Origin of the sequence: Achromobacter pestifer (assembly GCF_013267355.1) — a bacterium.
Taxonomy (GTDB): domain Bacteria; phylum Pseudomonadota; class Gammaproteobacteria; order Burkholderiales; family Burkholderiaceae_B; genus Achromobacter; species Achromobacter pestifer_A.
The window spans coordinates 5,409,128-5,423,357 of the sequence record NZ_CP053985.1; the positions used below are offsets into that span (position 1 = coordinate 5,409,128).

The following is a 14,230-nucleotide window of genomic DNA, read 5'->3' on the forward strand; positions in this document are numbered from 1 at the left end:
TGGGTGCGAGCCGAGTGGAGTGTGCGAAAAATGGCGGGCGCAATTCTATCAATGCCGCGTTGCCGCAGGTATCAGTTTTTATGAAGAGTCCCGTCCGCGGGGCTGCCCGTAGCATGATTGCGCGGGTCTTGTTGAGGTTTTATGTAAGGAAAACTGGCATTTGCGAAACTGTGTGGCGAAACGCTTGGTGGGCATTGGTCGTATATAGAATTGCGGCCTCGTTCGCATAGAGCCAGTAAAGAGGAGTTTGTTCCCATGAAGATCCGCTACACCGTCGCTGCCCTGGGCGTTGCGCTCGCCCCTTTTTCCGCCTCCCAGGCTTTGGATATCGGCGGCCTGGTCGGCGCCGGCAGCAAGGTGGTTCAGGCTGCCACGTTGAGCGACGCCGAAATCAAGACACTGTCGGACAAGGCTTGCGCGCAGAGCGACTCGCAGGAAAAGATCGCCGCTCCCGGCAGCAAGTACGATGTCCGCCTGCAGAAAATCGCCAAGCAGCTGGGCGGCACGGTCAACGGCCAGAAGGCCAGCTACAAGGTCTATGTCACCAAGGACGTCAACGCCTGGGCCATGGCCAACGGCTGCATCCGCGTCTACAGCGGCCTGATGGACATGATGACCGACGATGAAGTGCTGGGCGTGGTGGGCCACGAAATCGGCCACGTTGCGCTGGGCCACAGCAAGAAGACGATGCAGACCGCCTACACGGTTTCGGCCGCGCGCGATGCCGCCAATGCCGCAGGCGGCGCCACCGTGGCCGCGCTGAGCTCGTCGCAATTGGGCGACTTGACCGAGAAGTTCATCAACGCGCAGTTCTCGCAGTCGCAGGAAAGCGCCGCCGACGATTATTCGTTCGACCAACTGCAGGCCAAGGGCCTGAACACCCGCGGCCTGGTGACCGCGTTCCAGAAGCTGGCTGAACTGGACGGCGGCAAGAGCGATATGATGAGCTCGCATCCGTCCTCGGCCAAGCGCGCGCAGCACATCGAAGAGCGCATCGCCAAGGCCAAGTAAGGCGTCCATACAGGCGTAAATTCCCCCGTTCCGGGTGGAAAACGGGGCGCGAGTATCCGGGCTTATCCGGGTGCTCGCGCCCCTTTGCGTCAGGGGACCGGAAGTTTCCGGTAAAATCCCCCGTTTATCCGCCCGTCATCTCTTTATCTCTCGGAAAATAGGTCATTTAATGCAGCCTGTGGTTGAAACCCTCTCCGGCCTGGAGCGCCGTGTTGATCTGGCCGTCTCGGTGGCCGACGTCGAAAAGGAAGTCCAGGCGCAATTGAAGCGCGTGGCCCGGACCGCCAAGGTCCCCGGCTTCCGTCCGGGCAAGGCGCCGCTCGCCATGCTCGAGCGCAGCCATGGTCCCAGCATCCGCTACGACGTGATCAATAGCCAAGTTGGCCGTGCCTTCGAACAAGCTGTCGACGGCGCCAAGCTGCGCGTCGCCGGCGCCCCGAACCTCGAGCCCAAGACCGACGGCGTTGCCGACGACACGCTGGCGTTCACCGCCACGTTCGAGGTCTATCCCGAAGTTGCCGTGCCGGACCTGTCGGCCCTGGCGGTTACCCGCTACGACACGGCCGTCACCGACGCCGAAGTGCAGCAAACCCTGGACGTCCTGCGCAAGCAGCGCGCCACGTTCGAAGCCCGTGAAGGCCGCGCCTCGCAAGACGGCGACCGCGTCACGCTGGACTTCGCCGGCACCATCGACGGCGTGCCGTTCGAAGGCGGCAAGGCCGAAGACTTCCCGTTCGTGCTCGGCCAAGGCCGCATGCTGCCGGAATTCGAAGAAGCCGCCCGCGGCCTGAAGGCTGGCGAAAGCAAGGTCTTCCCGCTCAAGTTCCCCGATGACTACCAAGGCAAGGAAGTCGCCGGCAAGACCGCCGAATTCACCATCACCGTCAAGGAAGTGGCTGAAGGCGTGCTGCCCGAGCTGAACGGCGAATTCGCCAAGTCCCTCGGCCAGGCCGAAGGCGACATCGAAAAGCTGAAGGCCGACATCCGCAGCAACATCGAGCGCGAAGTCAAGGTCCGCTCGGCTGGCCGCACCAAGTCCAGCGTCATGGACGCCCTGGTCGAAGCCGGCAAGTTCGACGTGCCGAAGGCCCTGGTCGACAACGACGTGCAAGGCCGTGTCGCCGCTGCCCGCGAAGAGCTCAAGCAGCGCGGCATCCCCAACGCTGAATCCGTGCCGATCCCGGCCGAAGCCTTCGCCACCGAGTCCGAGCGCCGCGTGCGCCTGGGCCTGCTGGTGTCGGAACTGGTCAAGCAAGCCCAGCTGCAAGCCAAGCCCGAGCAAGTCCGTGCGCGTATCGAAGAGTTCGCCGAGAACTACGAACAACCCGCACAGGTTGTCAGCTATTACCTGGCTGACCGCCAGCGTCGTGCTGAAATCGAGGCTATCGTGCTGGAAGACAACGTCGTCGCGCACGTGCTGGAAAAAGCCAAGGTCACCGAAGAAAAGGTGGCTTTCGATCAGTTGATGGGGATGGCGTAACACTATGCAGAGATTCACCGATTTCTATGCGGCAATGAATGGCGGGTCCTCGGTGACCCCCACCGGCCTGGGCTACATTCCCATGGTGATCGAGCAGTCGGGGCGCGGCGAACGCGCCTACGACATCTATTCGCGTCTGCTCCGCGAGCGGCTCATTTTCCTGGTGGGCCCAGTCAATGACGCAACGGCCAACCTGGTCGTGGCGCAGTTGCTGTTCCTGGAATCGGAGAATCCTGACAAGGACATTTCCCTGTACATCAACTCGCCTGGCGGGTCGGTGTATGCGGGAATGGCCATTTTTGACACCATGCAATTCGTCAAGCCGGACGTGTCCACCCTGTGCACCGGCCTGGCGGCCAGCATGGGCGCGTTCCTGCTGGCGGCAGGCAAGAAGGGCAAGCGCTTCACGCTGCCCAACTCGCGCATCATGATCCACCAGCCCTCGGGCGGCGCCCAAGGGCAGGCCTCGGACATCCAGATCCAGGCTCGCGAGATCCTGGACCTGCGTGAACGCCTGAACCGCATCCTGGCCGCCAACACCGGCCAGACCATGGAACGCATCGAACTGGACACGGAACGTGACAACTTCATGTCCGCCGAAGATGCGGTATCGTATGGACTGGTGGACAAGGTGATGAGCTCCCGCTCGGAAGGCTGACTTCCAGGTTGATCTGAACCCGCTGCCATCATGTTTGAGTAAGCGCATGCGCTAGGCTTTGTTCCAGCCTGGCGCATCTTTACCTGAGATACGAAAGAAATATGCCTGAAAAAAAGGGATCGGCAGACGCAAAAGTGCTGCATTGCTCGTTTTGCAATAAAAGCCAGCATGAAGTCCGCAAGCTGATCGCGGGTCCGTCGGTATTCATCTGCGATGAATGCATAGATCTGTGCAACGACATCATCCGCGAGGAGGCGCAAGCCACCGCGCGCGCGGCGATTCGTTCCGAACTGCCCACTCCGGCTGAAATCAAGACTTTCCTCGACCAGTACGTCATTGGGCAGAACTCGCCCAAGCGCATGCTGGCCGTGGCCGTCTACAACCATTACAAGCGCATCCGCCACGGCGAGATCAAGGGCGACGAAGTCGAGCTCTCCAAGAGCAACATCATGCTGATCGGCCCCACCGGGTCGGGCAAGACGCTCCTGGCCCAGACCCTGGCGCGCATGCTGAACGTGCCCTTCGTCATGGCCGACGCCACCACGCTGACCGAAGCCGGTTACGTGGGCGAAGACGTCGAGAACATCATTCAGAAGTTGCTGCAGAACTGCAACTACGAAGTGGAAAAGGCGCAGCGCGCCATCATCTACATCGATGAAATCGACAAGATTTCCCGCAAGTCCGACAACCCGTCCATCACCCGCGACGTGTCGGGCGAGGGCGTGCAGCAGGCCTTGCTGAAACTGATCGAAGGCACGGTCGCTTCGGTGCCCCCGCAGGGCGGCCGCAAGCACCCGAACCAGGACTTCGTCCAGGTCGACACGACCAACATCCTGTTCATCGTGGGCGGCGCCTTCGATGGGCTGGAAAAGGTCATCCGCGACCGTACCGAGAAATCGGGCATCGGCTTTTCGGCCTCGGTGCGCGCCAAATCGGAACGCGGCGTGGGCGAGCTGTTCTCCGAGGTCGAGCCCGAAGACCTGATCAAGTTCGGCCTTATTCCCGAACTGGTCGGCCGCTTGCCGGTGGTCGCCACCCTGGACGAGCTGGACGAAGCGGCCCTGGTGCAGATCCTCACCGAGCCCAAGAACGCCTTGCTCAAGCAGTTCCAGAAGCTGTTCGCCATGGAAGGCGCCGAGCTCGACGTGCGTCCCGCCGCCCTGAAGGCCATCGCCCGCAAGGCGCTGCGCCGCAAGACGGGCGCGCGCGGTCTGCGTTCCATCATCGAGCAGGCCCTGCTCGACACCATGTATGACCTGCCTTCCCAGGGCAACGTCAAGCGCGTGGTGCTGGACGAGGGCGCGATCGAAGGCGAGGGCAAGCCATTGCTCATCTACGCCGACGAAGACGCGGCTTCAGATAAGCCAGAGCGCGGGGAAGTCCGCGACGCCGCAGCCTGATATTTCAAAAGAGCCCGTTCCTGTAACGGGTTTTTTTGCCTAAGGCGGATTCCCGGGTGCAAACACGCTTTTCCTGCAGGCGCGACGCTTGCATACTGAGGGTGCCGCCCGCGGTTTTTTTCAGCCTATGGGGGATCCAGGCGCCGAGATCTTGAATTTTCGGCTATTGTTCCCATAACAGACGTAACCGACGTGGATCGCCCGGGTATACCCGGATCTCCCGTCCCCGATACGCCGAGTCATACCGAGGAACCTCCTATGTCTGCCAGCCAGACCCTGCCTTCCGACCCGATCGACCTGCCCCTGCTCCCACTGCGCGACGTCGTGGTGTTTCCGCACATGGTCATCCCGCTGTTCGTCGGCCGTCCGCGCTCTATCCGCGCGCTCGAGGTTGCGATGGAAGCGGGCAAGAGCATCATGCTTGTGGCCCAGAAATCCGCCGGCAAGGATGATCCCACCCCTGAAGACGTCTACGAGATCGGCTGCGTGGCCGGCATCCTGCAGATGCTCAAGCTGCCCGACGGCACCGTCAAGGTGCTGGTCGAAGGCACCCAGCGCGCCCGTATCAACAGCATCGAGGACGCCGATTCGCATTTCACCTGCCAGGTGACGCCGATCGAACCGGATGCCATGCAAGGCTCCGAGACCGAAGCCCTGCGCCGCGCCATCGTCGCGCAGTTCGAGCAATACGTAAAACTGAACAAGAAGATCCCCCCGGAGATCCTGACCTCGCTGGCTGGCATCGATGATGCCGGACGCCTGGCCGACACGATCGCCGCGCATCTTCCCCTCAAGCTCGAGCAGAAGCAGAAGATGCTCGAGATCGTCGGCACCTCCGAGCGCCTCGAAGGCCTGCTCACGCAACTCGAAACCGAAATCGACATCCTCCAGGTCGAGAAGCGGATTCGCGGCCGCGTGAAGAAGCAGATGGAAAAGAGCCAGCGCGACTACTACCTGAATGAGCAGGTCAAGGCCATTCAGAAGGAGTTGGGCGAGGGCGAGGAAGGCGCGGACATCGAAGAGCTTGAAAAGAAGATCATCGCTGCCCACATGCCCAAAGAGGCGCGCAAGAAGGCCGATGGCGAGCTCAAGAAGCTCAAGCTCATGTCGCCCATGTCGGCCGAAGCCACCGTGGTGCGCAACTACATCGATACGCTCATCAACCTCCCCTGGAGGAAGAAGAGCAAGATCAACAATTCCATCAGCAACGCGGAAACGGTGCTGGACAACGACCACTACGGTCTGGAGAAGGTCAAGGAACGGATCCTGGAATATCTTGCCGTGCAACAGCGCGTGGACAAGGTGAAGGCGCCCATCCTGTGCCTGGTCGGCCCTCCTGGCGTGGGCAAGACCTCGCTCGGCCAATCCATCGCCAAGGCGACGAACCGCAAGTTCGTCCGCATGGCGCTGGGCGGCGTGCGCGACGAAGCCGAGATCCGCGGCCATCGCCGCACCTACATCGGCTCCATGCCCGGCAAGATCGTCCAGAACATGTCGAAGGTCGGCGTGCGCAATCCCTTGTTCCTGCTCGATGAAATCGACAAGCTGGGCATGGATTTCCGCGGCGATCCCTCGTCGGCGTTGCTGGAAGTACTGGATCCGGAACAGAACCACACGTTCCAGGACCACTACATCGAAGTCGACTTCGACCTGTCCGACGTCATGTTCGTGGCCACCAGCAACACGCTGAACATTCCGCCGGCCCTGCTGGACCGCATGGAAGTCATCCGTCTTTCCGGTTACACCGAGGAAGAGAAGATCCACATCGCCCGCGACCATCTGCTGCCCAAGCTGCTGAAGAACAACGGCGTGAAGGATAGTGAACTCTCGGTCGACGACAGCGCGCTGCGCGACATCGTGCGCTACTACACCCGCGAAGCCGGTGTGCGTGCGCTTGAACGCGAAGTGGGCAAGATCTGCCGCAAGGTCATCAAGCAGTTGCTGACCCAGAGCGACCGCGCCAAGGCCGAAGGCAAGGCTGCCGAGGTCAAGCCGGTGAACGTCACGGGCGACAACCTGAGCGATTTCCTGGGCGTGCGCCGCTACACCTTCGGCATGGCCGAAAAGGAAAACCAGATCGGTCAGGTCACGGGTCTGGCCTGGACGGAAGTCGGCGGCGATCTGCTGACGATCGAAGTCGCGGACATGCCTGGCAAGGGCGTCATTCAACGCACGGGTTCGCTGGGCGACGTGATGAAGGAATCGGTCGAGGCGGCCCGCACGGTGGTGCGTTCCCGCGCCCGCCGCCTGGGCTTTGCCGACAGCGTCTTCGAGAAGCACGACATGCACGTGCACGTGCCGGAAGGCGCGACGCCCAAGGACGGTCCGTCCGCGGGTATCGCGATCACCACGGCCATGGTGTCGGCCTTGTCGCGCATCCCGGTGCGTGCCGATGTCGCCATGACCGGCGAGATCACGCTGCGCGGCGAAGTCCTGCCCATCGGCGGCCTGAAGGAAAAGCTGCTCGCGGCTCACCGTGGCGGCATCAAGACGGTCTTGATCCCGGAAGAAAACGTCAAGGATTTGGCGGAGATCCCGGACAACGTCAAGAACCATCTTGAGATCGTGCCGGTGCGCTGGATCGACAAGGTCCTGGAACTGGCGTTGGAGCGTCTGCCGGAGCCCTTGGCCGAGGAAGAGGCGGTCAAGGAGCCCCTGGTGGCCAAGCCTACCGAACCCGGTTCGACCGATCCGGTGCTCAAGCACTGATGCACGCCCGGAGGACGCCGCCAGTACGGGGCGTTTTTCCAGGATGGGGCTTCCAACAAAAAACCCCGCCAGGAAAATTGGCGGGGTTTTTTTATGCTGCGGGCAGCGGGCCGGCGCCGCAGGCCTTTAGTGCAACGCGTGCGTGCGGATCAGGCCGACCGCGATGCCTTCCAACGCGAAATCCTGGCCTGCTTCGACCACGATGGGTTCAAAGTCGGGGTTTTCGGGCAGGAGTTCGATGTGGCCGTTCTGGCGCTGCAAGCGCTTGACCGTGACATCGTCGCCCAGACGGGCCACCACGATCTGGCCGTTGCGGGCTTCCGAGGCTTTCTTGACGGCGAGCAGGTCGCCTTCCAGGATGCCGGCGTCGCGCATGCTCATGCCGCGCACCTTGAGCAGGTAGTCGGGCGTTTGCGCGAATAGATTGGGGTCGACGCCGACCTCGCGTTCGACATGCTCGGCGGCCAGGATGGGGCTGCCAGCGGCCACGCGGCCAACCAGCGGCAGCAACAATTGCGCCAGGCCCGGCATGGGCAGCGAGCTTTGCGTGGGGGCAGGGGAGTTGTCCTTCAGGCGGATGCCACGGGAGGCTCCGGCCGTCAGTTCGATGGCGCCCTTGCGCGCCAGCGCCTTGAGGTGATCTTCCGCCGCATTGGGGGAACGGAAACCCAGGGCCAGGGCAATCTCGGCGCGGGTTGGCGGAAAGCCGGTGCGCGCGACGGTCTGCCTGATGAGGTCCAGGATTTGTTGTTGGCGATCAGTGAGTTTGCTGGCCATGGCGATGATCCGGTGCTAGCGGACTGTACATATATACAGCGCCATTCTGGGGGACGCAGCGCAAAAAAGCAAGCTATGGGGCCGCCGCCGCGCCAAAGCCAAGGTGACGGCAGGCCGGTCAGGATGTCCCGGATCGGACGCACCCGGCGAAATCGGCCGCGGCCGGCCGTTGGAAAGCCATGTGCTTACGGCTCCATGGCACGGCCGGGCCTGGACGATGCCGCGTCTGCTACTCCGGCTTGATTCCGGCCGCGTCGATGACGCCGCGCCACTTTTGGGTCTCGGATTCGATATAACCCTGCAATTCCTCCGGACGGGTGGCTTTGATCGTGATGGCTTTGTCTTCGAGCTTGCGGATGATGTCGGGTTTGGCCAGCGCTTTCAGCAAGGCGGAACTCAGCACCGACAGTCGGTCGGCCGGAATGCCGGCTGGGCCCATGACGCTGACCCAGGCGTCTACGCTCATGTTCTTCACGCCCAGTTCCTCGGCGGTGGGCACGTCGGGCAGTTCCTTGATGCGCGTGGTGCTGGTGATGGCCAGCGCCCGCACTTTGCCCGACTGCACCAGGCTCAGGGCCGCGGGCAGATTGTCGAACCCGAGGTCGACGTGACCGCCCATCAGGGCGGTCAACGCCGGCCCGCTGCCTGAGAAGGGAATGTGCTGCATTTTTGCGTCCGTCAGGATCTTGAAGTATTCGCCGGTCATGTGCGGCGATGTGCCGGTCCCGGGGCTGGAGTAGGACAGTTGCCGCAGCGTTGCATCGGCGACCAGGGTGCGCAGGTCCTGATACTTCGAATCGGCATTGACCAGCACCAGATTGGTGTAGAAGCCAACCTCGCCGATCATGGTGAAATCCTTGATGGGGTCGAAATTCAGCTCCTTGCGCAACAGCGGGTTGATCACGTTGGTGGCTACGGTACCCAGGAAGATGGTGTAGCCGTCGGGCTTGGCGTGTGCGACCGACGAGGCGCCGATAGTGCCGCCAGCGCCCGCCTTGTTTTCGACGACCACGGCCTGTCCCAGTTCGCGCGATAGGCCCTCGGCCAATACCCGCGCGACGATATCCGTCGAGCCTCCCGGCGGAAACCCGACCACGAAGCGGATAGGCTGGTCCGGAAAGGCTGCGGCGGCGGAGCCGCCCAGCGTGACGGCCAACACGCAGCTTGTGGCGGCAATCCAGGTCTTGAAAGTCATGATCGATGTTCCTCCTGCCGGGTCGCGTCGCGCAAGTCGTCGATAATTCGCCGCTTGTCGATCTTGCCCAGCGTGTTTTTGGGAAAAGACTGCACGATGTGGATGATTTTGGGTGTCCGCACGGACCCCAATTGCTGCTTGCCGTAGTCGATCAGCGCCTGCGCGCTGATCGCTTCCGGCCGAACCGGCACGACCGCCATTTCGACGCGTTCGCCCCATTCGTCGTCGGCGCTGCCGAACACCACGCATTCGGCGATGTCTGGGTGTTGCGCATAGGCGTTCTCGACGTCGGAGGGATACACATTGAAGCCGCCGCTGATGATGACGTCCTTGGAGCGGCCCTTGATGAACAGGAACCCGCGCTCATCGATGACGCCGATGTCTCCAGTGTGGAACCAGCCGTCTTTCAGGACGGCCGCGGTCTGTTCGGGCATGTTCAGGTAGCCCGACATCAGCAAGTCGCCGCTGGCGATAATTTCGCCCAATGTGTTTGGGTTGGCGCTTGGGCGGCCATCGGCGCCGACGACTGCCACGCGCGTCAGGGGGCCGATGCGGCCTGCGCTGCCTCGGTTTTCCGCTAGGGAGCCTGTAGCGCCGTCCATGCCTGCGATGATGACTGGCGCTTCTGTCAGGCCGTAGGTAACGCCCAGTACGGGGCCAAACGCCGCAATCGCCTGCGACTGCAGCGGGGCAGGGCATGGCGCACCGCCATACAGCAGGTTGCGCAGCGCTGGCAGATGGCGCGCAGCGTCACGCTGTGCCTGCACCAACCGCTGGAGCAGCGTGGGAGGCAGCCAGGTGGACGTCACCCCATGGGTGTCCATCAAGGCGTGCAGTTGCTCGGCCGTGGCCTTGCTGGCGATCACCAGGCAGCCACCGGCATGCAGTACCGGCAGCACGAAAGTGCCTGCGCCATGCGTCATCGGCGGAGCCAGCAGAAAGCGTTCCTCGCTGTCGAAGCCATACGCCATGGCCAGCGACGCCACCATGGTGTTGATGCAGCGCAGCGACTGCAATACGGCTTTGGGCGCGCCCGACGATCCGCCGGTGAACTTGATGGCGGCCCTATCGCCCAGATCCGGGTTGAAGCGCAATGGTGACTGGCCTGCGTGTTCATGCACCAGCGCGTCGATATGGAGCTCACGGCCCGCGTCGTTGCAGATGCGCAGGCCATGGTAGGAAGCCAGCAGCGCCTCGTATGCCGCGTCGTGCAACACGATGTCGGGTGTGGCCGTCGCCAACTGGCGGGCGATGTCCTGTTCGACTACGGTCGGCGTCAGCGGCACCAGCACGCCGGCGCAGGCGTAGGTGGCCAATATGCCCAGCAGCATCGCGTGCGAATTGCCAGCCAGCGTCGCGATCACCGGACGCGGTTTGCCCGACAGGCGTTGCAGCGCCGCGGCCAGCGCTAGCGTCTGGCCGCGCAGCGCTTCGTAGGTGTGGGCGCGGCCGCTAGCCGCATCGATCGCCGCGATGCGATCTGGGTACCGCATGGCCGCATGCAGGAAAAAATCGATAGGCTGCATGCTAGAGCCTGTTGCTGAGCACCGTGACCACGGCCGCGGCATCTTCGTAATGCAAGAAGCCGCCGCCGTTTTCGGCCACTGCGGTACGGGCGCCCTGTACCTGGCGCGCTCCAGCCTCATGGCGCAGTTGCGTAACGAGCTCATGGATTTGCACCAGTCCCGTCGCGGCGATCGGGTGTCCCTTGGACACCAGGCCGCCCGATACGTTGACGGGTGTGGTTCCGCCCAGGCTGGTTGCTCCGCTTTCGGTGTATGGCCCGCCTTGGCCGCGGGCGCAAAGGCCCAGATTTTCGATCTGCAGCAGTTCCGCGAAGCTGGATGCGTCATGCACTTCAGCCAGGTCGATGTCCTGCGGAGTGATCCCGGCCATGGCATACGCGCGCTTGGCAGCCAAGTGCACGCAGTGCCTGTCCATATCGGTGATGTCGCGGATCACCGTGCTGGCCGCGCCGATGCCTGCGACCCTGACGGCCCGTTGCCTGCGCGCGTCGGACAGGGTGCGGCTGCTGGACAGCACGATGGCCGCGGCGCCGTCAGAAATGGGTGCGCACATGGCGCGCGTCAGAGGCCAGGCGATCTCAGGGGTCGCAAGCACCTCGTCGAGCGACATAGCGTTCTGGTACTGGGCCAGCGGGTTCATGGTCGAGTGCGAGTGGTTCTTGGCGGCCGCGCTGGCGATCTGCCGCTGCGTGGTTCCATACGTGCGCATATGCTGGCGCGCCATGGCCGCATAGATGTCCATGAAAAAGCTCTGCGTATTCCAGGCGCCGGGAGAGTTCAGCCGCTGTCGGATGTCAGGGTCGGTCTCCTGCTGGCAGAAGAAATCCCATGTCTGGCGCAACAGATGTATGTCGGTGCCGCCGAAGAACGCGTTCATCATCTCGGTCTTCTTGTCCGGATAGAACATCTTTTCCGCGCCGACCACCAAGACCGTGTCGAACATGCCCGATTCGATCGCCATGCAGGCGTTGAACAAGCCGGAACTGCTGCTGGCGCAGGCATTTTCGATATTGAAGACGGGGATGCCGCTCACCCCCATCGCGTTCAGCGCGCATTGGCCGCGGATCGAATTCTGCTTTTCCATTTGGCCCTGGCGCACGTTGGAGAACCATGCCGCCTGCATGTCTTCCAGGGCGTGGCCGCTGTCGGTCAGGGCATTGTTGACGGCTTGTTCGGTCAATTGCTTGACCGAGAGATCCGGGTGGCGGCCAAGCGGAGTATGGGCGATGCCGGTGATGTAGACGTTCATGATGGGTGTAGGCAGCTAGTCGATGAGTGGCTCTATTCTGCGTGGCCGGCCGTTCCGTATTAACCCCTGCTTACCCGTTGAAAACAGGATAAAGTTCCGGCATATGAAACTTTTCTGCCTGATGTGGACCCGGATGACATGACGCAATCCTCCAGCATCCAGAAGGCGCTGCGAGTGCTGAAAACCGTGCAGCGCCATCACGAAGAAGGTCTGCGGCTCACGGACGTGTGTCGAGAGCAGGGGTTGGAAAAACCGACGGCGCTGCGCCTGTTGCGCGAACTGCTGGCGCAAGGGCTGGTGGCGCGCAACGCGCGCAGCAAGAAGTACTACCTTGGCGACTACTGCCGGAAACTCGGGGAATCACTGGCTACGCAATCGTCGCTGTCCGTGCGCTATGGACCTTTGCTGCGGCGTATCTCCGACCGCACCGAAGACGCCAGCTTCCTGGTGATCCTGCAAGACCTGGATACCCTGTGCATCGGCCGGGAAGTGGGTACCTATCCCATTCAGGCCTTGGCCATCCCGGTCGGCAACCGTCAGCCCATCGGTGTGGGCGCGGGCGGGCTGGCCATGCTGGCGAGCTTCGACGAAGACCTCACGGAGCATTACCTCAACGTCAACAGGGCTCGCTTTCTCAAGTACAAGTCGCTCACGCTCGAGCAACTGCGCGTGCGCATTGCCCGCGCACGTAAGCGCGGCTATGCCGTGATAGGTAGCCACGCGGTCAGCAAGGTTACCGGCGTGGGCGTCACGCTGATGAATAAGGAAGGCGATGTGCTGGGCGGCATCAGTGTCGCGGCGCTGGACAATCGCATGACGCAAAAGCGCCAGGAAGCGGTTGCCCAGGTGATCCGCGAAGAGATGAACCGGTTCCTGGACAAGTAAAGTTGCCGCGCGCAGCGGGCAGCGCCAAAGAAAACGGGACCCGAAGGTCCCGTTGCTGGCGGCAGGCCCGGATGGGCCTGTGCGCGGCAAGTGGTTTTACAGCACTGCCGCGATGCCCTTGGCGACCTTGTCGATGTTGCCGCTGTTCAGTGCGGCGACGCAGATGCGGCCGCTGGACACGGCGTAGACGCCATGTTCTTCGCGCAGGCGATCCACTTGCGCGGCGGTCAGGCCCGAGTACGAGAACATGCCGCGCTGCTGCAGCACGAAGCTGAAGTCCTGCTTGCCGCCGTGTTCCTTGATCTTGTCGACCAGTTGCTTGCGCATCTGGCGGATGCGGTCGCGCATGCCGGCCAGTTCTTCTTCCCACATGGCGAAGAGTTCGGGCGTGTTCAGGACCGTCGACACCACCGTGCCGCCGTGGGTGGGCGGGTTGGAGTAGTTGGTGCGGATCACGCGCTTGAGCTGGCTCAGCACGCGGGTGGCTTCGTCCTTGCTGCCGGCCACGACCGTCAGCGCGCCGACGCGTTCGCCGTACAGCGAGAACGACTTCGAGAACGAGGAGCTGATGAACATGGTCAGGTCCAGGTCGGCGAACATGCGCACGACCGACGCGTCTTCGGTCAGGCCGTCGCCGAAGCCCTGGTAGGCGATGTCCAGGAACGGAACCAGATTGTTTTCCTTGACGACGGCGGCGATCTGCTTCCACTGGTCGACGGTGGGGTCCACGCCGGTCGGGTTGTGGCAGCAGGCATGCAGCACGACGACGGTCTTGGCCGGCGCGGCCTTCAGGTCGGCCAGCATGGCGTCGAAGTTCAGGCCGCGGGTGGCGGCGTCGTAGTACGAATAGGTGCCGACTTCGAAACCGGCGCGCTCGAATAGGGCGCGGTGGTTTTCCCAGCTGGGATCGCTGATCAGGATCTTGGAGGCCGGCAGCAGCTGGCGCAGGAAATCGGCGCCGATCTTCAGCGCGCCGGTGCCGCCCAGGGCCTGGGTGGTCAGCACGCGGCCGGCGGCGGCCAACGCGGAATCCTTGCCCAGCAGCAGGGCTTGCGCGCCGGAGTTGTAACCGGCGATGCCTTCGATCGGCAGGTAGCCGCGGGCGGCGGCGGCCTCGATGCGGGCGGCTTCAGCCTTGCGAACCGCGCCCAGCAGGGGAATGCGACCCTGATCGTCGTAGTACACGCCCACGCCCAGATTCACCTTACCGGGACGCGTATCAGCGTTGTATTGTTCGTTCAGGCCAAGAATAGGGTCGCGCGGGGCGAGTTCGACGGAATCGAAAAGGGTGCTCATGGGAGTCTGATGAGGTGGGTGGACGCAGTACGGGCTGCTGTGGA

Annotated in this window: 11 protein-coding genes; 6 read left to right on the top strand and 5 right to left on the bottom strand. The window is 62.9% G+C overall.

Annotated elements, in window-relative coordinates:
• The first annotated feature begins 255 nt into the window (after positions 1-255).
• The 5 genes from FOC84_RS25700 (at position 256) to lon (ending at position 7,258) form a co-directional block, all read left to right on the top strand.
• Positions 256-1,011: a M48 family metalloprotease gene (locus FOC84_RS25700; protein ID WP_173147215.1), complete on the top strand. Its 756-nt coding sequence runs from the start codon at positions 256-258 to the stop codon at positions 1,009-1,011.
• Positions 1,012-1,180: 169 nt separating this feature from the next.
• Entirely contained in the window at positions 1,181-2,491 is a 1,311-nt protein-coding gene (tig, locus tag FOC84_RS25705) for a trigger factor (protein ID WP_173147216.1), read from the top strand.
• A gap of 4 nt (positions 2,492-2,495) precedes the next feature.
• Positions 2,496-3,149, top strand: a complete 654-nt coding sequence (gene clpP / locus FOC84_RS25710; protein WP_173147217.1) for an ATP-dependent Clp endopeptidase proteolytic subunit ClpP — start codon at positions 2,496-2,498, stop codon at positions 3,147-3,149.
• Positions 3,150-3,250: 101 nt separating this feature from the next.
• Positions 3,251-4,549: an ATP-dependent Clp protease ATP-binding subunit ClpX gene (gene clpX / locus FOC84_RS25715; protein WP_088141185.1), complete on the top strand. Its 1,299-nt coding sequence runs from the start codon at positions 3,251-3,253 to the stop codon at positions 4,547-4,549.
• A gap of 258 nt (positions 4,550-4,807) precedes the next feature.
• Positions 4,808-7,258, top strand: a complete 2,451-nt coding sequence (gene lon, locus FOC84_RS25720) for an endopeptidase La (protein WP_173147218.1) — start codon at positions 4,808-4,810, stop codon at positions 7,256-7,258.
• A 126-nt stretch (positions 7,259-7,384) separates the two neighbouring features.
• Here the strand turns inward: lon and lexA are convergent, their stop codons facing one another.
• The 4 genes from lexA to FOC84_RS25740 form a co-directional block, all read right to left on the bottom strand.
• Positions 7,385-8,035 (bottom strand): transcriptional repressor LexA, encoded by a 651-nt coding sequence (lexA, locus tag FOC84_RS25725; protein WP_088141188.1) that lies wholly within the window; start codon positions 8,033-8,035, stop codon positions 7,385-7,387.
• A 229-nt stretch (positions 8,036-8,264) separates the two neighbouring features.
• On the bottom strand, positions 8,265-9,230 hold the full coding sequence (locus tag FOC84_RS25730) for a Bug family tripartite tricarboxylate transporter substrate binding protein (protein WP_173147219.1): 966 nt from the start codon (positions 9,228-9,230) through the stop codon (positions 8,265-8,267).
• Positions 9,227-10,723 carry a class I adenylate-forming enzyme family protein gene (locus tag FOC84_RS25735; RefSeq protein WP_173147220.1) on the bottom strand — a complete coding sequence of 499 codons (1,497 nt, stop codon included), beginning with the start codon at positions 10,721-10,723 and terminating at the stop codon, positions 9,227-9,229. The genes FOC84_RS25730 and FOC84_RS25735 overlap by 4 nt, the downstream gene beginning before the upstream one ends.
• A 34-nt stretch (positions 10,724-10,757) precedes the next feature.
• Complete coding sequence (locus FOC84_RS25740) at positions 10,758-12,005, bottom strand: thiolase family protein (RefSeq protein WP_367949478.1); 1,248 nt, start codon at positions 12,003-12,005, stop codon at positions 10,758-10,760.
• A gap of 138 nt (positions 12,006-12,143) precedes the next feature.
• On the opposite strand from FOC84_RS25740, the gene FOC84_RS25745 reads away from it, so the two are divergent.
• Positions 12,144-12,890 carry an IclR family transcriptional regulator gene (locus FOC84_RS25745; protein WP_173147222.1) on the top strand — a complete coding sequence of 249 codons (747 nt, stop codon included), beginning with the start codon at positions 12,144-12,146 and terminating at the stop codon, positions 12,888-12,890.
• 96 nt (positions 12,891-12,986) lie between these two features.
• Here FOC84_RS25745 and FOC84_RS25750 read toward each other — a convergent pair whose 3' ends face one another.
• On the bottom strand, positions 12,987-14,186 hold the full coding sequence (locus tag FOC84_RS25750) for an amino acid aminotransferase (RefSeq protein ID WP_173147224.1): 1,200 nt from the start codon (positions 14,184-14,186) through the stop codon (positions 12,987-12,989).
• Between the last annotated feature and the right edge of the window lie 44 nt (positions 14,187-14,230).